We start from the raw sequence: 19,679 nt of genomic DNA on the forward strand, positions 1-19,679 counted from the left end.
CGGCCTCCCAGGTTGGGAGGCGCCCTTCGGATCGTCGAGCCCCGGCCGAGCGTGGCGGGCTCGTCGCCCGTTGCAGCGCCTCTCGATCGGGAGTCCGATCCTAGCGAACCACGCGATCGTGGGCGGATCCGCCCATAGGGTGAGAACACGATCACCGGTGCTTCAGCGCGTGATCACGACCTCCAGCGTGCGCGGCCCGTGCACGCCTTCGACGCGTTCCAGCTCGATGTCGCTGGTCGCGGACGGCCCGCTGATCCACGTCTGGGTGCGCACCCCGGCCAACGCCGCCACCGCGTCCGGCACGCCGGCCACGACTTGGTCGGCCCGCACGACCACCAGGTGGTAGTCCGGCACGAGGGTGAGGGCCCGGGGGCCTTGGTCGGCGGCGTCGTGGTCGAGCACGATCGTGCCGGTTTCCGCGATCGCCACGTGACAGGCCGTGACGACGGCGTCGGCCGCTTCGACGATTTCGCGAAGCGCTTCGCGCGCGTCCCCGCCAAGGGGAACCCTTGATTCGATTCTACCGCTGGAGTCCGACAATTCCGCGTGCTCCGACCCCTGCCCGCCCGGTTCCGGCCCGGGGTCGCCCGGTCCCGTCGCAGGTCCGGCCTCCGGTTCGACCCCGGTTCCGGCTGGTTCGATGCCCGGCCCGGCTTGCGGTCCACCCTCGCTTCCAGGCCCAGCCCCGCCTGCGGCGTCCGATTCCGCCGACGACCCGACCCACGCGGCCGTCCACTGGGCCGTCCACTCGGGCGGGGTGCCGGGCGCGGTCACGACGTGGCGCGCGCCCCGGTCAGCCAGGGCGGCGGCGACGGCTCCGGCCACCTCGTCGGCGGCCACCACGCGGACCAGGGCGCGGTAGTCGCGCAGGCGTTCGGCGAACAGCTCCAGATCACCCGGCCCCCGGGTGCCGGCCGCCCGGTAGTCACGGGGCACCGGCGCCACCTCACGCGGACCCTTCGCCCGCCGCACCCTCGCCAAGACCTCGTCACGAGCGCTCACCGGTTCTCCCACCAGTCGCGGAACGTCTCCTTCGGCGGCTCCGGCAGGTCGCGGGCCGTCGACCACCCCGGCAGCGGCACGTGCCGGCTCGCCACCCGCCCGAACCGGCCCAACCGCACCAGCCGCCGCCACCGCCGCGCGTCCGACATCGCCCACGCCAACGCGCGCATCGCCGTCGACTCCGGCGTGGTCCGCTTCGACGAGGTGACCCGCTCCCGCAGGTGCACCAGCATCGACGGGATGTCGATCGCCACCGGGCACACGTCGTAGCAGACACCGCACAACGACGAGGCGAACGGCAGCGTCGGATTGCGGTCGACGCCGGTCAGCTGCGGCGACAGCACCGCGCCGATCGGGCCGGGGTAGGTCGAGCCGTACGCGTGCCCGCCGGTGCGCTCGTACACCGGGCACGAGTTCAGGCACGCCGAGCACCGGATGCAGCGCAACGCCGCCCGCCCGTCCGGGTCGGCGAGCGTCGCCGTGCGGCCGTTGTCCACCAGCACCACGTGGCTGGTCTGCCCCTCGGTCGGCCCCGTCCACACCGACGTGTACGGGTTCATCCGCTCACCGGTCGACGAACGCGGCAGCAGTTGCAGGAACACCTCCAGATCACGCCACGTCGGCACCAGCTTCTCGATGCCGACCACGCTGATCAGCGTGCGCGGCAGCGTCAGGCACATCCGGCCGTTGCCCTCGGACTCGACCACCACCAGCGACCCGGTCTCGGCCACGCCGAAGTTCGCGCCCGAGACGGCCACGTCCACCGTCATGAACTTGTGCCGCAGGTGCTTGCGCGCCGCCTCGGCCAACGCGCGCGGGTCGTCGGTCAGGTCCGGGTCCACGCCCGGCATCTCGCGCCGGAAGATCTCCCGGATCTCGGTGCGGTTGCGGTGGATGGCGGGCACCAGGATGTGGCTCGACTTGTCGTTGCCCAGCTGCACGATCAGCTCGGCCAGGTCGGTCTCCACCGCGTGCACGCCGATGTCGGCCAGGGCCTCGTTCAACCCGATCTCGACCGTGGCCATCGACTTGACCTTGATCACCTCGCGCGTGCCGGTCGCGCGCACCAGGTCGGAGACGATGCGGTTGGCCTCGTCGGCGTCGCGCGCCCAGTGCACGTGCGTGCCCCGGCTCGTCAACGCCTCCTCGAACCGCACGAGGTGCTCGTCCAGGTTCGCCAGCACCTCGTCCTTGATCGCCGCGCCCGCCGCGCGCAGCTGCGCCCAGTCCGGCAGCTCGCCGACCACGTCCGCGCGCTTCGCCCGGATCGTGGAGGTCGCCTTGGCGAGGTTGCGGCGCAGCTGGGCGTCGCCCAGGGCCGCGCGCGCGGCCTTCGGGAACGGCTCGCCGGTCAGGTTCCCGCCACCGGCGGGCATGCCCAGGAACGTCGTCATCGCGTGTGCTCCAGGATCTGGGCCAGGTGCAGCGGTCGGACGCCGCTGCGCAGCCTGCTCAGGCCGCCGCCGATGTGCATCAGGCACGACGAGTCGCCCGCCGTGAGCACACCGGCCTTCGTGCTCAGCACCGCGCTCATCTTGTCGCCGAGCATGGCCGTGGAGGTGTCGGAGTTCTTCACCGCGAACGTGCCGCCGAAACCGCAGCACGTCTCGGCGGACGGCAGCTCCACCAGGTCGATGCCCTCGACCGCGCGGAGCAGCCGCAACGGCCGGTCTCCCACCTTCAGCACGCGCAACGAGTGGCACGTGGGGTGGTAGGTGACCCGGTGCGGGAAGTACGCGCCCACGTCGGTGACCTGGAGGACGTCCACGAGGAACTCCGACAGCTCGTACGTGCGCGCGGCGGTCGCGGCGGCGGCCTCGGCCAGCTTCGCGTCACCGTGCTTGCGGGCCACGTCGGCGTGCTGGTGGCGCACCGATCCCGCGCACGACCCGGAGGGCGCGACGATCACGTCGGCGTTCTCGAACGCGTCGACGTGGTTGCGGATCACGGGCATCGCCTGGCCGGGGTAGCCGGTGTTGACGTGCATCTGGCCGCAGCAGGTCTGGCCGGGCGGGACGACCACCTCGTGGCCGAGCCGTTCCAGCAGTCGGACGGTGGCCTTGCCGACGTCCGGGAACAGGCCGTCGACCAGGCACGTGACGAACAGCGCGACTCTCACCGCCGCGACTCTAGACTGTGTGGTCTGACCACACCAGGACTGTGGTCAGACCACATGGCGGAGGTGTTCCCTTGTCCGGGTACGGCGCGGTGCTGCGGCACGTGGAGGCGGAGCTGAGCGCGGGCCGGCTCGGGGTGGGGCAGCAGCTGCCCGCCGAGCGCAAGCTGGCCGAGGACCTCGGCGTCAGCCGGGCCACGGTGCGCGAGGCGATCCGGGTGCTGCAGGCGATGGGCGTGGTGCGCAGCGGCGTCGGGTCGGGTCCGGACGCGGGCACCACCGTCATCGCCGACCCGGCGGGCGGGCTCGGCGCGGCCCTGCGCCTGCACCTGGCCACGCGCCGGCTGCCGATGGCCGACCTCGTCGGCACCAGGGTGATGATCGAGAGCCACTCCGTGCGCGCGGCGGCGGTCCGTCCCGACCACCCCGACCTGGCGCGGGCCGCCGAGCTGTTGACCCTCATGGACGCCCCCGACCTGGACGCCGACGCGTTCCACCTGCTCGACGCGGATTTCCACGTCGCCCTCACCGCCGCCGCGGGCAACGCGGTGAACACCGCGATCATGGCGGCGCTGCGCGACGCGATCCACCGGACCGTGCTGGACGCCGTGCAGGCGTTGCCTGACTGGTCGCGGACCGCCGTGCGGCTGCGCCGCGAGCACCGGTCGATCCTGCGCGCCGTCCAGGCGGGCAACGGCGAGCTGGCCGCCACGAGGGTCACCCGCCACGTCGAAGGCTTCCACCGCGAGTGGGCCCGGCACGCCTGAACCGTCGAGGACGCGACCGGCCCGGCCCCCGGGAACCGGGAACCGGACCGGTCTTCGGCGGGCGTCAGTCGCCGAGCGGGTTGAGCAGGTCCGCCTTGCCCTCGAACGCGAACAGCAGCAGGTCCGTCATCCGGAACGTCTGCGAGTCCGGCCCGAACGCCGGCCGCCACGACGGTTCGCGGACGATCGACGTGCGGCTGCCCTCGATGGCGCGGTGGAACACCTCCGCCACGATCCGGCCGCCCACCGGCCCGAGCCTGCCGCCGTTGAACTCCGCCTCGCGCAGCACGTAGAACCACAACGGGGTCGCGGCGGTCACCGCGGCCTTCTGCGCGTCGGTCAGCGAGTCCAACGTGACGCCCCGGTCGCCGAGCAGGATCTGCTCGGCGGTCAACGGCTCCACGCCGAGGAACTCCGCCATCTGCTGCCCACTGGCCAGCCGGACCATGTTCGCCCGGGTCAGGTTGCGGAACGCCAGGTTGCGCTCGATCTCGTCGAACGTGCTGCCGCGCCCGTCGAACGTGCCCGCCGGCAGCTGCGTCAGCGGGTTCACCAGCAGGCTGTCGACCCGCTTGGTGACGTTCCCGCCGTCGGCGGTCGGTGGCACGAGGTCCGGCCGGTCGGCCTCGGTGAAGTCGAACAGCCGGCGGAAGTCGGCGATCCAGTTGGTGGGCAGCGTGTCGACCGTGCCCGAGTTGGGGTTGTCCAGGTCCGGCAGCTGCGACCCCGGGTCGAAGTTGCCGGACGTGCCGGTGAAGACGAACAGCAGGAACAGGGTGGCCGCGCCGCCCGGCCCGTCCGCGGTGAACACCCGGTTCCACTGGTACGCGCCGCGGATCATGCTGTGGCCCAACCGGTACGCCGCCACCGAGAACTCCAGCGGCATGGTCGGCCCCAACCCGTGCGGCGACGTGCCCCGGCCCGGCGCCTCGAAGAACCGCCGACCGTTGGCGAACACGTCGTCCACGATCGCCGGGTCCACGATCCGCGGCAGGAAGTCGGTGCGCAGCACCCACTGGTAATGGCGCACCACCTGCTCCCGTGCTGCCGCGAACAACCGCTGCCCGGTCAGCCCGCGCAGCGCCAGCTCGTCCACGACCCGGTTGTGGAACCTGATGAACGCCAGGTGGGTCTGGGCCACGGCCAGGTTCTCGTCGTTGCGGGCGTCCGGGATCAGCGGCCTGCGCCGGTCCGCCCCCGTCGTGCCCGCCGCGCCGAACCTCGGCAGGTCGAACCCCTCCAACGCGACGTTGACCCGCTCGTCCGGGAACGGCGTCGGCGAGGTGGTGCCGACCTTCAGCTTCACGCCGTCCGCGGCGTAGAAGATCCGGTCGTTGCGGTCGCGGGGACCGCGTCCGTACACCGAGTCGAGGTCCAGCGCGGGCGAGCGGCCTTGCACCAGCTCGTCGAGCGTGACGTCCTCGCCGAGCTGCGACTCGGTGCGGTCCATGGTCAGGTCGTGGTCGACGAACTGGCCGAGGTAGGTGAAGCCCGCCGGGATCGACGGGTCCGCCGAGTCGGGCTGCGGCACGTCCGCGGTCATGGCGGTGGCCAGGGCGACCCTGGTCCCCTCGTCCAGCGGCGTCCCCTCCGGCCCCAGCCGGGAGAACCGGAACCGGCGCAACTCCTCCACCGTGAGCGGGCGACGGGTCGTGGCCTCGCCGTCGCGGTCGAACTCCAGCACTCCCTCGCCCACGACGAAGAAGCTGTTCGTGCCGTGCTGCTTCATAGACCCCCCCAGGTCTTGGTTCCCCGGAAATCCCGGGTGGACGAACGCACCCCCTGTGGTCGCCCTCCACAACACATGTACCAGGACTTGTCGATCAGATACGCGGCCCAATCCACTGGTCCGGTTGCGCTAGTCCACGTGGGTGGGCAACCGGCAGGTCGGGGGCTTCCTGAGAAAGCCTGTGAATCCCGCGCCACAACGCTTTCGTCGTCACCGTCACACCGCGAGCCGGGGTCACCGTCCGAGGCGGTGGCGCGACAGCCCCGCGCGGGGACTGTCGCGCCGGCACCGCGTCAGTAGTACATCCACGCCGGGATCAGCCCGTTGTCGGCGACCTCGAACATGATCGCCCCCGCTCCGGAGGCGGGTTCCATGTTGGCGACGGCCGCCGCGTCGGTGGGGCTCCCGTAGTTGCCCATCCAGTGCCACTGCGGCGCCAACGCCCGCGGTGACGACGCCCGCTGCGACACGATGCGCCGCTTGATCGCCATCCCCTCGGCCGCGGTGAGCACGCGGTCGGGAGCGATGTGGTTCGGGTCGGCCTTGTCCGGCACCGCCTCGACCACCTGCCGATCGGCGGCGCCCGCCGGCGCGGGGTCGGCGATCACGGTCGACGCGGTGACCGTGCCGGCGACCGCGAAGGCGGCCACCGCGCACAACACGGACAACGTCCGCAACCTGTTCATGGGGGACTCCATTTCCGACGAAGTGAATGCGCGCTGCCTTCCTCCCTTGAGGTCATTCCCGCCTCATCGGTCGGCGCAGCGGATTCCACCGTGGTGTCGCACCCTGTGCGCGGACCTTGCGGCGATCTTGCGGAGCAGTCAGCATCGGGTTTCCGCCGACTTGTCCACGCACAGTCGACCGGTTTGGGGGGCACGTGGAATTCCGCATGTTCGGCCAGGTGGAGGTGCGGTCGGAAGGCCGGTCGCTCGACGTGGGCACACCGCGGCAGCAGGCGGTGCTGGCCGCACTCGTCGTCGACGCTCGAAGACCCGTGGCGATCGGGACGCTGATCGACCGCGTCTGGGATCACGCGCCGCCCGCCGATCCCCGGGCCGTGCTGTACTCGCACTTGAGCCGGATCCGCCGACTGCTGGAGCAGGCCGCCGCGCCCGCCGGCGCGACGGCGGTGCGGGTCGAGCGCCGCCACGCCGGTTACGTGCTGGACGTCGACCCGGAGTCGGTGGACCTGCACCGCTTCCGGCGTTTGGTCGACCAGGGTGAGGACCCGCGTCGCGACGACGAGGACCGGGCCGCCGCGCTCGCGGAGGCGTTGGGGCTGTGGCGGGGCTCGCCCCTGGCCGGTCTGCCCGGCGAGTGGGCCGCGCAGGTCCGGGACAGCTGGGACCGGCGGCGGTTGGACGCGGTGGTGCAGTGGGCCCGGCTCGAGCTGCGGCTCGGCCGTCCCGGCTCGGTGCTCACCGCGTTGCCCGACCTCGCCGCCGAGCACCCGCTGGTGGAACCCCTCGAAGCCCTGCTCATGAGTGCGCTGCACGCGACCGGGCGGGGCGCGGAAGCCCTCGACCGCTACACCGCCGTCCGGCAGCGGTTGGCCGACGAACTGGGGGCCGACCCCGGTCCGGAGCTGCGTGCCGCGCACCAGGCCGTCCTCCGGGGCGAACCGCAGAACTCCGCGGTGTCCGCCACGCACAGGGCGGACGACGAGCCGTCGGCGCCGGAGGACAGCGCACCCGAGACTCCGCACGTGCCCGAGGCGCCCGGGTGGTTGCGCCGGCGGACGGTGCTGGTCGCGTTGATCGCCGTAGGTCTGCTCGCGTCGATCGGGTCGGTGCTCGCCTTCCAGCGTGACGAGGACACCCCGCCGTCGGTCGAACGCGCGCACGAGCTCTTCGCCACCGCGCGGGAGCTCGACCAAGAGGGAAGGGGAGAAGACGCCCGGGCCGCGCTCGTCGACGCCGTGCGCCTCTACGGCGAGCTGGTCGAGCTCGACCCGGAGCGCAACGCACCGCCCCTGGCCCCGGCGATCATCGAGGCGCTGCGCACCGCCGGCGTGGACTTCAGCGTCACGCGCGACGTGCTGCTGACCTGGCTCGCCAATCCGGCCTTCACCCCCTACCCGGCCATTTCCCAAGTGCTCCTGCTCCAGGGCTGGCGGTTCACGGACCCGGTGTTCCTCGACGTCATCGTCTGGAATTACGAGCAGGCACCTGGAATGACCTCCCCGCGAGCCGCCGCGGACGTCGAGCCCGAAGTGTTGAAAACGGCGGTCGTGGCCGGCTCGAATTCGCGTCACGGGACGTCGGGCACGGATTTCGAGCGGCTCCTCGAATCCTGAGCGTGGCCGCGGCGTCGGTGTCTACCGTGTGCGTCGTGACGTTCTCCGACTTCCACCGCGCGCCCAACATCGCCGACCACCCCGACCTCTACGAGCGGGAGAACGAGGCGATCGACCCAGACGGACGGCTGTGGCGCGCGCTGCGCGAGCAGGCCGACTGGGCCGGTCGCACGCTGCTGGACCTCGGCTGCGGCACGGGGTTCTGGCTGCCCCGCTACGCGGTCGACGCGGGCGCGGTGATCGGCGTCGAGCCGGACCCGGACCTGCTGGCCAGGGCGCGGGAGCGGGGCGACGTGCGGCACGGCTCGGCGGAGCACGTCCCGCTGCCCGACGCGAGCGTGGACGTGGTGCACGCCCGGTTCGCCTACTTCTTCCCGCCGGACGGCGAGCCGGGTCTCGCCGAGGTGCGGCGCGTGCTGCGGCCCGGCGGCACGCTCGTCGTGATCGACAACGACTGGCGGCGCGGTGAGTTCTCCGAGCTGCTCGCCGCCTCACCGTGGGCGTCCGCGCAGGGGACCGCCGACACGACGGACGCGTGGTGGCGGGAGCGGGGCGCCGGGCGCACCGAGGTGATGGCGTCCTGGCGGTGCCGTGACGCGGCGGAGCTGGAAGCCGTGCTGCGCATCGAGTTCCCCGGCGACGTCGTGGACGGCTGGGTCCGCGCGAACCCCGGTCGGCACGAGTTGACCTACGGCTACGTGCTGTTCACCGTGACCGCTTGACCGTGCCCCGGGGGCAGGCGTTAGACAGGGCGGCACACAGGCCGAGGGGAGCCCACATGATCGACTACACCACGCACAGCCGGTTCACCGACCCCGGTCCGGCGGCCGGGTGGCTGGACGGCGTCGGACCGGACCTGGCGGAGTTGCGGCGGGTCGCGGCCGGGCTGGTGTTCCACTACTGGGGCAACGGGGACATCACCGACCACGGGTTCCCGGCGGAGCGGCTGGCGGAGGTCGACCTGCGGTACGCGGCGGACATGTTCGCCCGGCTGCACGTGCTCGACCCCGCGCCGCTGGCACAGGAGCGTGCGCCGACCGAGCGGATCGTGGGCTGCTGCCGCGACTTCACGCTGCTGTTCGTGTCGATGGCGCGGCACCACGGCGTGCCGGCGCGGTCGCGGGTCGGGTTCGCCGGGTACCTCGCCGCCGACTGGTACCTGGACCACGTGGTGGCCGAGGTGTGGGACGGGCGGCGGTGGCGGCTGGTCGACCCGCAGTTCCTGGACGGCGAGGTCGACCTGATGGACGTGCCGAGGGACCGGTTCCTCGTCGGCGCGGACGCGTGGCAGGCGTGCCGTTCGGGTGCGATCGAGCCCGAGCGGTTCGTGGTCTCGCCCGAGCTGACGATCCCCGGCACGCGCGGCCTCACGCAGGTGCGGCACGACCTCGTGCAGGACCTGGCGTCGTTGAACAAGCACGAGATGATCCTGTGGGACCTGTGGGGCCGGTTGAGCGACGACCCGGAACTGTCCGAAGAGGACATCACGGCGGCCGACGAGCTGGCGGCGTCGATGCAGGACCCCCGTGCCGACCTGCGAGCGCTCTTCGACACCGACGACTACCGCGTGTCGCCGGTGATCACGTCGCACGACCAGGTGACTCAGTTGCCGGTGGAGGTCGTGTTGCGCTGAGTCGCGTTGCGGGCCGCGGCGGGGCTGAGGCGGTTCATCACGGCCAGGTACGAGGTGGGGAAGAGACGGGCCAGGATGTCGGGTGCGATGGCGGTCCACGCGATCAGCACCCGGCCCCGGCGCTTCGCCACACCGGCCAGGATGCGCTCGGCCGCCTTGTCCGCGGGGTAGGTGAGGAGCTTCGCGAAGCTCGCCTTGCCCTGCGCCGCCTCGGCTTCGCCGACCCCGGACGCCACCCGCGCGGTCTCCGCGATCCTGGTGCGGATGCCGCCCGGGTGGACGCAGGTCACGCCGACGCCCCGGTCGGCCAGCTCGTGGCGCAACGACTCGCTGAACCCGCGCAGGGCGAACTTGCTGGCCGAGTACGCCGTCTGGCCGGGCGGCCCGATGAGGCCGAACAGGCTCGACACGTTGACCACGTGGCTGCCCGGCGACTCCAGCAACGTCGGCAGCAGCAGCCGGGTCAACGCCACCGGCGCGCGGAAGTTGATGTCCATGACCCAGTCGAACTCGTCCGCGCTGACCTGGTCGAACGTGCCGCCGAGCGCCACGCCCGCGTTGTTGACCAGCAGGGTGACCCGCGGTGCGGCGGCCAGCACGCGCGCCGCGAGGTCGGCCAGCCCGGCGATGTCGGACAGGTCGGCCACGAGCGTCTCGACCCGCGTGCCCCGGATCCTCCCGGCCACCGCGGCGAGCCGCTCGGCGTCCCGGTCGATCAGCACGAGGTCGCTGCCGCGCCGCGCCAACCCGTACGCCACCTGCTCGCCGATCCCACTGGCCGCGCCGGTCACCACCGCCGTGCCGCCTGCGAACCGGTAACGCGCGAGCTGGGACATGGGGCCTCCCGGGGGACGTCGGTGGACACCACCCAGTCTGGCCCGACCCGCCCGGCGCGGCTTGACCTCACGCGACAGGAACTTGACCCGGCACGACACCACACCCGCGCGACATCACGCCCCGCACCGGACCCGGACAGCTCACGCCCCGCGGCGGACCGCGCTCGGCGTGATGCCCCACCACCGGCGGCAGCAGCGGCTCAGCGCGGACTGCTCGGACAGCCCCAGCATCCCCGCCACCTGGCTCATCGGGATGTCCGTCGTGGTCAGGTAGCGCTTGGCCGCCTCACGTCGCACCTCGTCGAGCACGGCGGCGAACGTGGTGCCCTCGGCGGCCAACCGCCGCTGCACCGTGCGCGGGTGCAGGTCCACCAGCCGGGCCACCGCGCCGATCTGCGGCGGGACCGTGCCCAACGACCGGGTCAGCACGCCGCGCACCCGTGCCGTCGTGGTCGCGCCCTCGCCCGCGGTCTGCTCGGCCAGGAACGCCAGCGCCAACCGCCACACCCGCTCGTCACCGCCCGCCAACCGCCGGTCCAGCAGGGCGCGCGGCAGCCGCAGCAACGGCGCGCCCTGTCCGGTGTGGACGGTCGCGCCGAAGAACTCCTCGTACACCGCGAGCGGCGCGACGGGCGTGTACGGCAGCTCCACGCTGCGCAACCCGTACGAGCCGCCCACCAGGTAGGTGATCGACCGGTGCAGGAACCCGAGACCCAGGTCGATCGCCTGCACCGAGATCGGCAGGCCGGGCGGCACGCCGTAGTGCAGCGCACCGAGGTCGGGCGCGCCGTAGGGGTCGTCCACCAGCGACAGGCTCAACGACCGGGCGTGCACGAACAGGTAGCGCGACGTGCACTCCAGCGCGTCGGCCACGGTCGGCGAGTTCTGGATGGCCAGCGCCAGCGGCCCGAGCATGCCGAAATCCTGCCGCGCGGCCACCCGCAGGCCGAGGTCAGGGCAGCCCAGCCCCTCGGCGGCGACCTCCAGCACGGCCGCCAGCACCCGGTCCGACACCAGCAGGTCGTCCACGTCGAGCGCGGCCACCGGCAGCCCCGCCGCGCGGGCGTAGTCCTCGGCCCGGCCGCCCAGCTCGGCCACCGTCGCCCGGAACCCCCGCAACCCCGCCGACCGGACCACCGACATGTCGTACAGGGTCAAATACTTGTCGTGTCCAGTCAAGAACCGCGCCGGCCCCTCCAGCACACTGGGCGCATGACCACTCCCGAGCACCTCGACGTCGTGATCGTGGGCGCCGGACTGTCCGGCGTCGGCGCGGCCTACCGGCTGCGCACCGAGTGCCCCGGCAAGTCCGTCGCGATCCTCGAGGCCCGCGACACGATGGGCGGGACGTGGGACCTCTTCCGGTACCCGGGCATCCGGTCCGACTCGGACATGTTCACCCTCGGCTACCCGTTCCACCCCTGGCGTGACGCGAAGTCGATCGCGGACGGCCCGTCGATCCTGCGCTACATCCGGGCCACGGCCGCGCGGTTCGGCATCGACCGGCTGGTGCGCTACCGGACCAGGGTGCTCGCCGCCGACTTCTCCACCGAGACCGCCCGCTGGACGGTGACGATCAGCCGCCGCGACGAGCACGGCGCGGTCGCGGAGAGCGTGATCACCTGCGACTTCCTCTACTCCTGTGCCGGCTACTACGACTACGACCAGGGCCACGACCCGGTGTTCCCCGGCGTCGAGTCGTTCCGCGGCGACGTGGTGCGACCGCAGTTCTGGCCCGAGGACCTGGACTACGCGGGCAAGCGGGTGGTCGTGATCGGCAGCGGCGCGACCGCCGTGACGGTGGTGCCGGCGATGGCCGAGACCGCGGCGCACGTCACCATGCTCCAACGCTCGCCGACGTGGGTCGGCGTGGTGCCCGGCCGCGACAAGCTCGCCGACAAGGTCCGCGAGCTGCTGCCCGCCCACGTCGCGCACCGGCTGATCCGGACCAAGAACATCCTGTTCGGCGTGGCCTTCTACCAGTTCTGCCGCCGCTGGCCCAGGGCCGCGCGCAAGGTGCTCACCGGGCTGTCGACCAAGGTGCTCCAGGACGAGGCCGTGGTCCGCGAGCACTTCACGCCCACCTACGACCCCTGGGACCAGCGGCTCTGCGCGATCCCGGACGCCGACCTGTTCAAGGCCCTCAAGAGCGGTCGCGCGTCCGTCGTCACCGATCACGTCGACACGTTCACGCCGGACGGCGTGCGGCTGCGGTCCGGGCGCGAGCTGGCGGCCGACGTCGTGGTCACGGCGACCGGGCTGCGGCTGCTCGCCTTCGGCGGGATCGCGCCGACCGTGGACGGGCGGCGGGTGGAGCTGTCCGAGCAGTTCGTCTGGCGCGGCGCGATGATCACCGGGCTGCCGAACTTCGCCGTGTGCGTCGGCTACACCAACGCGTCGTGGACGTTGCGCGCCGACCTGACCTCACGCCTGGTGTGCCGGGTGCTCGACCACATGGACCGGCACGGCTACGCCTCCGTCGTGCCCACCCCGGACCGCCCGCTGGTCCGCCGCCCGATGCTCGACCTCGCCTCCGGCTACATCCAGCGGGCCGTCGACGCGTTCCCGCGTCAAGGCGACCGCGGTCCGTGGCGGGTGCGGCAGAACTACCCGCTCGACGCCCTGTCCACGTTGCGCGGCGACCTGGGCCGGCACCTCGTCGGCACGCGGCGCGCGGCCGTCGACGGCGCGCTGTCGGTGCGCCGGTAGCGCGCCTAGGCGGAGTGGACCTGCACCGCGTAGTCGAACGAGTTGGTGGCGTCGTGCCCCGAACCGGGTGCGGCCATGCACCGGCCGTTGTCCACCGGAATGGTCCCGTAGGCGGGCAGGAAGATGTTGGTGCACTTGAAGCACGAGCGCCAGCCCCGGTGGTGCCAGTTCGCGGGGTTGCCCAGGTCGTGCTCGACGACGTAGGCGAACGACGCCCGGACGGTCCGGCTGTTCACCCGGTGGCCGTTGGGGTCGCCGGGGCAGTGGCCGGAGAAGCCGCCCGCCCACCACAGGCACTGGCACGCCGCGCAGGAGCGCCACCCCACCTGCTCCGCCGGACCGTCCTGCTCCAGCAGCACCTTGTACACCACGCCGTCGAACGGGTCGCGCTCGTGGACCCCGCCTCCGACGCACAGCGACACCGCCGCCACGTTGGGGAAGAACAAGCTCCGGCACTTCCGGCACCTCGACCACCCGCCCTGGGCGGCGTGCGCCGTGGCCGGGGCGACGAGTTGACCGGCGGCGGTCGCCACCACCGCGCCGCTCGCCGCACCCAGGAACACCCGACGGTTCACCATCACCCGCTCCACTCCGCTCGGCCCTACCTGCTCGGAACTCGCCGGGCCGGGCGGGTGCGTTACCGTCTGTAACCCGTTCGGGGGACGTCACGAGCGGACAGCGTCGCGAGCGGGCGGGTCAGGGTCGGTAGCGCAGGCCGTCGATCACGAGGTCGAGCATCCCGTCCGCCGGGCCGACGTCGGGCACCGTGAGCGCGATGCCCGCGATCGTGGCGATCACGTCCAACGGCTTGACGTCCGGACGGTCGACGGCCGTCAGCAACGTGCCCATCGCCTCGGTCAGCCGGTCCTTGCTCTCCGCGTACGGGTCGCCGCCGGACGCGATGACCGCGCGCAACGCGTCACCCATGCCCTGCTTGGTGGCCATGTACTCGACGAACCGGTCCATCCACGCCCTGGTCGCCTCGTGCGGCGGCAGCGTGCGCAGCAACTCGGGCACGGCGTCGCACAGCTTGGCCAGCTCGTTGCGGTAGACCGCCTCCACCAGCGCCTCGCGGGTGGGGAAGTGGCGGTAGAGCGTGCCGATGCCGACGCCCGCGCGCTTGGCGATCGCGTCCAGCGTGGCGTCCGCGCCCTCGTCGGTGAACGCCTCCAGCGCCGTCTCGATCAGGCGGTGGCGGTTGCGCTGGGCGTCCGCGCGCAGTGGGCGGGACACGGTGCCTCCATACGGGTGTGACGCAGCTCTCCATGCTAAGCGGAGGAGTCTCCGGTTACTGTCGAACGTAACGGAGGAACCTCCGCTTCAGTGTACGGCAGGGGAGCAGACATGACCGGGCACATCACCACGCCGTTCGGCGCGGAGTCCACCGCGGCGGAGGTCGTCGCGGGCATCGACCTCACGGGCAAGCGCGCGGTGGTCACCGGCGCCGCGTCCGGCATCGGCGTCGAGACCGCCCGGGCGTTGGCGTCGGCGGGCGCCGAGGTCACGCTGGCGGTCCGCGACACCGGGGCCGGGCGGCGGGTGGCCGACGAGATCGGCGGCGACGTCCGGGTCGCGCGGCTCGACCTGGCCGACCAGGCGTCCGTGGCGGCGTTCGTCGCCGGCTGGGACGGCCCGCTGCACATCCTGGTCGACAACGCGGGCGTGATGGCCACGCCGGAGACCCGGACGCCGGAGGGCTGGGAACTCCAGTTCGCCACCAACCACCTCGGCCACTTCGCGCTGACCAGGGGCCTGCACCCGTTCCTGGCCCGGGAGGGCGCACGGGTCGTGGCCGTCAGCTCCAGCGCGCACCTCATGTCGCCGGTCGTCTTCGACGACATCCACTACACCGACCGCCCCTACGACCCGTGGACGGCGTACGGGCAGTCCAAGACCGCGAACATCCTGTTCGCCGTGGAGGCGAACAAGCGCTGGGCGGCCGACGGGATCACGGTGAACGCCTTGATGCCCGGCGGGATCATGACCAACCTCCAGCGGCACACCGACCGCGCGCAGATGGACGCGATGATCAGCCAGGCCGTGGCCGACGGCTTCACGCTGAAGACGCCGGAGCAGGGCGCGGCCACGTCGGTGCTGCTGGCGACGTCACCGCTGCTGGAGGGCGTCGGCGGCCGGTACTTCGAGGACTGCGGCGAAGCCCTGCCGAACCGGGGCGACACCATGATCAGCGGTGTCGCGGCCTACGCGCTCGACCCGGAGGCGGCCGCGGAGTTGTGGCAGGTCACCGAGGAGACCCTGGCCCACTGACCTGGGCCACCCCCAGGTCGATCACCGCTGATCACGGCAGCGTGACGCCGGTGATCTCCGCGCAGGCGCCGAGCAGGCGCTCCTGGACCTCCACGTCGTAGGCGGCGGGGTTGGCGCGCAGGTCCTCGCGCCACTTGAAGTAGCGGCCGGTGACGGTGGCGGCGGGCTCGTCGCTCGTGGCCAGCCACACCTGCGTGTCGGCGCCGGTCGGCAGGTCGTCGGTGGCGTTCGGGCCGCCCAGCTTGGTCTTGATCCAGCCCGGGTCGACCGCGTTGCTCAGCACGTCCGGCCACCGGCGCGCCACCGCGAACGCCAGCACCACGTCCAGCAGCTTCGAGTCCGAGTACGCCTGCATCCCGTCCCACGGGCCGCGCTCGTGCTGGAGGTCGTCGAGGTCCGCCACGCCCTGCGACTCCAGCCCCGACGTCAGGTAGACCAACCGCCGCGGCCGGGGCACGAGGGCCGTGAGCACGTACGGCGCCAGCACGTTGACCTGGAACAACAGCTCCAGGCCGTCCTCGGTCACCGTCCGCTCCGGCAGGCCGCCGCCGAGCCCCGCGTTGTGGATCACCACGTCGAAGGGCTCGGCGGAGGCCGCCGCCGCCATCTCCCTGGTCCGGGCCAGCGACGCGAGGTCGCCGACCAGCACGCCGGCCGCGCCCGGCACGGCGGCCAGCGCCTGCCCGGCCCGCGCCTCGTCGCGCGCGTGCAGCACCACCCGGTGCCCGAGCGACACCAGCGTCGCCGCCGTCTCCCGACCGATACCGTCCGCCGAACCCGTGACCAGAACGCTCGTCATGCGCGGCAGCGTACCGTGGGAGCGCTCCCAGGCGCTCAGCCGAAGACCTGCCACCGGGCCAGCTGCCCGGCCGGCCAGCCCGTGTTGCCGCTGAACCTCAGCCGCACGTGCCGGGCGCTCACCCCGGCGGGCAGCGTGAGGGTGACCGCGTTGCCGGTGGCCGGGTCGAACACGTGGCCGGCCCCGCCGACCACCGTGGTGAACGTCGAGCCGTCCACCCCTGCCTCCACCGCGATGGTCTGCGTGCGGCGTCCCCACGCGGGGTTCGGCGGCAGGCTCAGCACCATCCGGCGCGGCGCGGCCACCGTGCCGAGGTCGACCCCGATCCACTGCGGGAACGCGCCGTTCGCGCTCTCCCAGTAGCTGTGCGGGTCGGCGTCCACCGCGAAGTGGCTGCCGTAGTGCTGGGTCTGGCTGCTCTGCGTGGTCGGCCTGCCCGCCGCGAGGTCGCGCTCGACGGGCGGTGTGTCGGTGAGCATCGGCTTGGTCGGGCGCACGGCCGTCAACGCGATCTGGCCCTTGAGCATCCGGCCGCCGTCGCCGGTGAGCCGCAGGTAGTAGTCCGACGAGCACCGTGTGCCGTCCTCGTCGAGGGCGAGGAAGCCGGAGCCGACCGGGATGCCGGCCTGCGTCTCCGGCGTCTTGGCGATCTGGTTGGCCTCGTTGTACTCGTCGAACATCGAGATGTAGATGCCCTGCACGCCGAGGCGGCACATGTTGTAGAACTGCCGCCACATGAAGTCGCCGTGCGCCCGGTGCCGCCGGGACAGGTCGCCGGGCAGCACGCAGGGCTGGTAGTCGATGCCGAGCCGGGTGCACTCGGCCTGGTCGGGCGAGTTGACGTTCGTGAAGAAGTGGTCGGCGTCGGCGACGTTCCCGATCCGGCCGACCATCCACGGCGAGAGCATGTCGAAGCTGCGGTAGACGCCGCCGAACCCGGGCCGCGAGTCCTCGATCTCCCGCCGCCAGTGCGTCGGCACGCCGCCGATCAGGTACACGCCCTGGCCCTTGAACCAGTCGACCACGTCCTGGCACTGCTGCGGGGTGAACGGGCGGCCGGGGTCGTTGAAGCCGAAACCCCAGACGCAGACCACCGGCTTGCCGTTCTGGCGCGCGTACATGGGGGACGAGGTGTGCGCGCGCATCTTGGTGAGCCAGTCGGTTTTGATCTCCGACTGCATGTTCGTCCAGTTCGTGACGTCGTACATGACGTAGAACTTCACCCCGTGCGCCTCGGCGGCCCGCCGGACGTGCGCGGTGACGGCGTCGCGGATCGGGCCCTCGCCGCCGGTCGGGTTGAACCGCTGCAGGGCGGCGGTGTCGCAGCCGTACTCGCGCATCCAGCGGAAGTGCACGTCCACGGTCTGGTGATCGTGGTTGGAGAACACGGTGGCCGGTTGGCCGTTGCCCAGTGCGCCGAACGCGGTGGGGTACTTGGTCGCGTAGTCGGTCATGTCCGGCCAGGCCATGAGCGCGTGGTTGGTCGGCGACGGCGGCCGGCTCCAGTCGTCGCTCCAGTGCCACCAGCCGTCGATCGGCGAGTTGTCGCCCCGGGCGGCGAACCAGCCCTGGTAGCCGACGGTGATCTTGCCGACCACGTCGCCCGGCGGACTGGCCGCGCCCGCCGGGGTCGACGTGGTGGTGGTCAGGGCGGACGCGGCCAGGGCCGACCCGAGGAATGTCCTGCGTGACAGGGGCACCGCACGCTCCTTCGTTGGAGGGACGGCATCAGCATGCAAGAAGTGAGCAGCGTCACGCAATAATTCGACAAACCGGGATTCTGGCGGCGGACCGGGACTAGTCGAGTCCGGCGAGCAGCTCGGCGGCCTGCCGCGGGCGGACCAGGAAGCCCATGTGGCTGGTGTCGAGGGTGTGCACGTCGAACGGGTTGTCCGGGAGCAGCGCGTCGGCCTCGCGGATGAACCGGTCCTGCAACCCGACCGGGACCGAGCGGTCGCCGGCCAGGCGGACGTAGGTGTGCGGCAGGCGTGCCCAGGCCTCCGGGTCGACGCGGTCGCTGCCGCCGTCCAGGCTCTCGTCCGGCTCCAGGGTGTTCAGCGCGGCCAGGAACTCCGCGTCCGTGCCGTCGGCCAGCATCGCGGCCTTGAGCTTGGCCAGCAGCTCCGGGTCGGCGGTGCGCCAGTTCATCCGGAGCACGCCGAGCTCGGCCGGGTTGGCCGCGATCAGGCCCGGGAGGTCGTTCAGCGCGCTCGACGCCCACTCCGGCCCCTCCATGTAGCCGCCGGCGGTCACGTCGACGCAGCACCACGCGGACACGTACACGACCCGGTGCAGCAGGTCGGGCACCGCGTTCGCCACCCCGGTCACGGTCATCCCACCCCGGCTGTGCCCGACGAGGACCACCGGGCCGTGCTCGCCCGCCCGGCGCACCACGTCGATCACGTGGTCGACGTTGTCGGCGTGGCTCACGCCCGTGAGCCCGGACGGGGCGGTGGCCAGCGACGCGGGGTCCTGAGGTGCTTGGTACGACGCGGGGAACGGGGCGCCGAAGCCGTGCCCGGGCAGGTCGACGGCCAGCGCGCGGCGGCCGAGCAGGGTGAGTTCGCGGAGCAGGGGGGACCAGTGGAACGAGTTGCTGTTGGAGCCGTGCACGAAGACGTAGATCGCGTTCATGGAGAGATCCTCACATTCGGCCGTGACCGGGCCAGCAGCACGCCACCGATCACGACCGCACCGCCGACCAGTGTGTTCCAGCCCACGGTCTCGCCGAGCAGCACCGCGCCGATCGCCGTCGACCACAGCGGCGCGACGTAGGTGACGGTCGACGCCACCGCCGGCCCGGCTGCCCGGATCACGTCCAGGTTCAGCACGTACGCCAGTCCCGTCCCCGCCGCGCCGAGCACGACCAGCGCCACCGCGGCCGACATCCCCGGCCAGGACGGCAAGCCGCCCGACGCGGGCGCGACCAGCGCCAGTTGCAGCGTCGCGCACGTGATCTGCACGGCCGACAACGCGCTCGCGCTGTGGTCGCCACCGGAGAAGAACCGGCGGGTGTAGGCGAAACCCGCGCCGTAGCACGCGGTCGCGGCCAGGCAGGCGAGGCTGCCTTCGAGGACGTCGTCGGCCAACCCGCGCCACGCGCCCAGCACCACGAGCACACCCGTGAAGCCGACCAGCAGCCCCACGACCCGAGCCACCGTCATCCGTTCGCTCGGCACGATCAGCAGCACGAACACCAGCGTGGTCAACGGCGTGGTGGCGTTGAAGACACCGGCCAGCACCGAGCTGACCTGCGTCTCGCCGTGCGCCAGCAGCGTGAACGGCACCGCGTTGAGCAGCAGCGCGACCACCGCGGCGTGACCCCACGTGCGCCGGTCCAGCGGCACGGTCGCGCCCTGCGCCAGGCAGATCGCCCACAACGTGAGCGCGCCGAACAGGCAGCGGAACAACGCCACCCACACCGCGGGCACGCCCGCGTCCACCGCCACCTTGATCAACGCGAAGCTGCCGCCCCAGATCACGGACAGCAGCACGAACTTCCCGGACGTAGGCACTGGGCG

18 protein-coding genes and 1 pseudogene are annotated in these 19,679 nt (G+C 72.4%); 6 read left to right on the forward strand and 13 right to left on the reverse strand.

What is annotated here, in order from left to right; genetic code table 11:
• Nucleotides 1–162: 162 nt before the first annotated feature.
• The 3 genes and pseudogenes from LNK82_RS48635 to LNK82_RS25895 all read right to left on the reverse strand — a co-directional run.
• Nucleotides 163–492, reverse strand: a pseudogene (locus LNK82_RS48635) (LutC/YkgG family protein); the annotation flags it as partial.
• A gap of 506 nt (nucleotides 493–998) precedes the next feature.
• Nucleotides 999–2,396 carry a LutB/LldF family L-lactate oxidation iron-sulfur protein gene (locus LNK82_RS25890; RefSeq protein WP_230569595.1) on the reverse strand — a complete coding sequence of 466 codons (1,398 nt, stop codon included), beginning with the start codon at nucleotides 2,394–2,396 and terminating at the stop codon, nucleotides 999–1,001.
• Nucleotides 2,393–3,121 carry a (Fe-S)-binding protein gene (locus LNK82_RS25895; RefSeq protein WP_230569596.1) on the reverse strand — a complete coding sequence of 243 codons (729 nt, stop codon included), beginning with the start codon at nucleotides 3,119–3,121 and terminating at the stop codon, nucleotides 2,393–2,395. The genes LNK82_RS25890 and LNK82_RS25895 overlap by 4 nt, the downstream gene beginning before the upstream one ends.
• A 71-nt stretch (nucleotides 3,122–3,192) precedes the next feature.
• Between LNK82_RS25895 and LNK82_RS25900 the strand changes: the two genes are divergently transcribed.
• A complete protein-coding gene (locus tag LNK82_RS25900) occupies nucleotides 3,193–3,885 on the forward strand; it encodes a FadR/GntR family transcriptional regulator (RefSeq protein ID WP_230569597.1) in 693 nt (230 codons plus the stop codon).
• Between the two features lie 64 nt (nucleotides 3,886–3,949).
• On the opposite strand, the gene LNK82_RS25905 is transcribed toward LNK82_RS25900, so the two are convergent.
• A complete protein-coding gene (locus LNK82_RS25905; protein ID WP_230569598.1) occupies nucleotides 3,950–5,614 on the reverse strand; it encodes a peroxidase family protein in 1,665 nt (554 codons plus the stop codon).
• Between the two features lie 293 nt (nucleotides 5,615–5,907).
• The gene (locus LNK82_RS25910; RefSeq protein ID WP_230569599.1) at nucleotides 5,908–6,300 is read right to left on the reverse strand and encodes a hypothetical protein; all 393 of its coding nucleotides are present in this window, start codon (nucleotides 6,298–6,300) and stop codon (nucleotides 5,908–5,910) included.
• Between the two features lie 194 nt (nucleotides 6,301–6,494).
• Here LNK82_RS25910 and LNK82_RS25915 point away from each other — a divergent pair, with 194 nt between their 5' ends.
• The 3 genes from LNK82_RS25915 to LNK82_RS25925 are packed head-to-tail and all read left to right on the forward strand — an operon-like array spanning nucleotide 6,495 to nucleotide 9,546.
• Nucleotides 6,495–7,913: an AfsR/SARP family transcriptional regulator gene (locus tag LNK82_RS25915; protein ID WP_230569600.1), complete on the forward strand. Its 1,419-nt coding sequence runs from the start codon at nucleotides 6,495–6,497 to the stop codon at nucleotides 7,911–7,913.
• Between the two features lie 35 nt (nucleotides 7,914–7,948).
• Nucleotides 7,949–8,635 (forward strand): class I SAM-dependent methyltransferase, encoded by a 687-nt coding sequence (locus tag LNK82_RS25920; protein WP_230569601.1) that lies wholly within the window; start codon nucleotides 7,949–7,951, stop codon nucleotides 8,633–8,635.
• 56 nt (nucleotides 8,636–8,691) lie between these two features.
• On the forward strand, nucleotides 8,692–9,546 hold the full coding sequence (locus LNK82_RS25925; RefSeq protein ID WP_230569602.1) for a transglutaminase-like domain-containing protein: 855 nt from the start codon (nucleotides 8,692–8,694) through the stop codon (nucleotides 9,544–9,546).
• Here LNK82_RS25925 and LNK82_RS25930 read toward each other — a convergent pair.
• A complete protein-coding gene (locus LNK82_RS25930; RefSeq protein WP_372470650.1) occupies nucleotides 9,516–10,340 on the reverse strand; it encodes an SDR family NAD(P)-dependent oxidoreductase in 825 nt (274 codons plus the stop codon). The genes LNK82_RS25925 and LNK82_RS25930 overlap by 31 nt on opposite strands.
• Before the next feature lie 183 nt (nucleotides 10,341–10,523).
• The gene (locus LNK82_RS25935; RefSeq protein ID WP_230569604.1) at nucleotides 10,524–11,525 is read right to left on the reverse strand and encodes an AraC family transcriptional regulator; all 1,002 of its coding nucleotides are present in this window, start codon (nucleotides 11,523–11,525) and stop codon (nucleotides 10,524–10,526) included.
• 69 nt (nucleotides 11,526–11,594) lie between these two features.
• Here LNK82_RS25935 and LNK82_RS25940 point away from each other — a divergent pair, with 69 nt between their 5' ends.
• On the forward strand, nucleotides 11,595–13,091 hold the full coding sequence (locus LNK82_RS25940; protein WP_230569605.1) for a flavin-containing monooxygenase: 1,497 nt from the start codon (nucleotides 11,595–11,597) through the stop codon (nucleotides 13,089–13,091).
• Between the two features lie 5 nt (nucleotides 13,092–13,096).
• On the opposite strand, the gene LNK82_RS25945 is transcribed toward LNK82_RS25940, so the two are convergent.
• Nucleotides 13,097–13,669, reverse strand: a complete 573-nt coding sequence (locus tag LNK82_RS25945; protein ID WP_230569606.1) for a hypothetical protein — start codon at nucleotides 13,667–13,669, stop codon at nucleotides 13,097–13,099.
• A 118-nt stretch (nucleotides 13,670–13,787) separates the two neighbouring features.
• On the reverse strand, nucleotides 13,788–14,324 hold the full coding sequence (locus tag LNK82_RS25950) for a TetR/AcrR family transcriptional regulator (RefSeq protein ID WP_230569607.1): 537 nt from the start codon (nucleotides 14,322–14,324) through the stop codon (nucleotides 13,788–13,790).
• A 111-nt stretch (nucleotides 14,325–14,435) separates the two neighbouring features.
• Between LNK82_RS25950 and LNK82_RS25955 the strand changes: the two genes are divergently transcribed.
• Nucleotides 14,436–15,359 carry an SDR family NAD(P)-dependent oxidoreductase gene (locus LNK82_RS25955; RefSeq protein ID WP_230569608.1) on the forward strand — a complete coding sequence of 308 codons (924 nt, stop codon included), beginning with the start codon at nucleotides 14,436–14,438 and terminating at the stop codon, nucleotides 15,357–15,359.
• Between the two features lie 31 nt (nucleotides 15,360–15,390).
• Here LNK82_RS25955 and LNK82_RS25960 read toward each other — a convergent pair whose 3' ends face one another.
• The 4 genes from LNK82_RS25960 to LNK82_RS25975 all read right to left on the reverse strand — a co-directional run bounded on the left by LNK82_RS25960 (nucleotide 15,391) and on the right by LNK82_RS25975 (nucleotide 19,673).
• The gene (locus tag LNK82_RS25960) at nucleotides 15,391–16,158 is read right to left on the reverse strand and encodes an SDR family NAD(P)-dependent oxidoreductase (protein ID WP_230569609.1); all 768 of its coding nucleotides are present in this window, start codon (nucleotides 16,156–16,158) and stop codon (nucleotides 15,391–15,393) included.
• Nucleotides 16,159–16,193: 35 nt separating this feature from the next.
• Nucleotides 16,194–17,858, reverse strand: coding sequence for a glycoside hydrolase family 99 protein (locus LNK82_RS25965; RefSeq protein ID WP_230569610.1), 1,665 nt, complete (start codon nucleotides 17,856–17,858; stop codon nucleotides 16,194–16,196).
• A gap of 97 nt (nucleotides 17,859–17,955) precedes the next feature.
• Entirely contained in the window at nucleotides 17,956–18,792 is an 837-nt protein-coding gene (locus tag LNK82_RS25970; RefSeq protein ID WP_230569611.1) for an alpha/beta hydrolase, read from the reverse strand.
• Nucleotides 18,789–19,673 carry a DMT family transporter gene (locus LNK82_RS25975; protein ID WP_230569612.1) on the reverse strand — a complete coding sequence of 295 codons (885 nt, stop codon included), beginning with the start codon at nucleotides 19,671–19,673 and terminating at the stop codon, nucleotides 18,789–18,791. Before LNK82_RS25975 ends, LNK82_RS25970 begins: the two co-directional genes overlap by 4 nt.
• Between the last annotated feature and the right edge of the window lie 6 nt (nucleotides 19,674–19,679).

The sequence above is a fragment of the Saccharothrix luteola genome (assembly GCF_020859565.1).
Classification (GTDB): Bacteria; Actinomycetota; Actinomycetes; order Mycobacteriales; family Pseudonocardiaceae; genus Actinosynnema; species Actinosynnema luteola.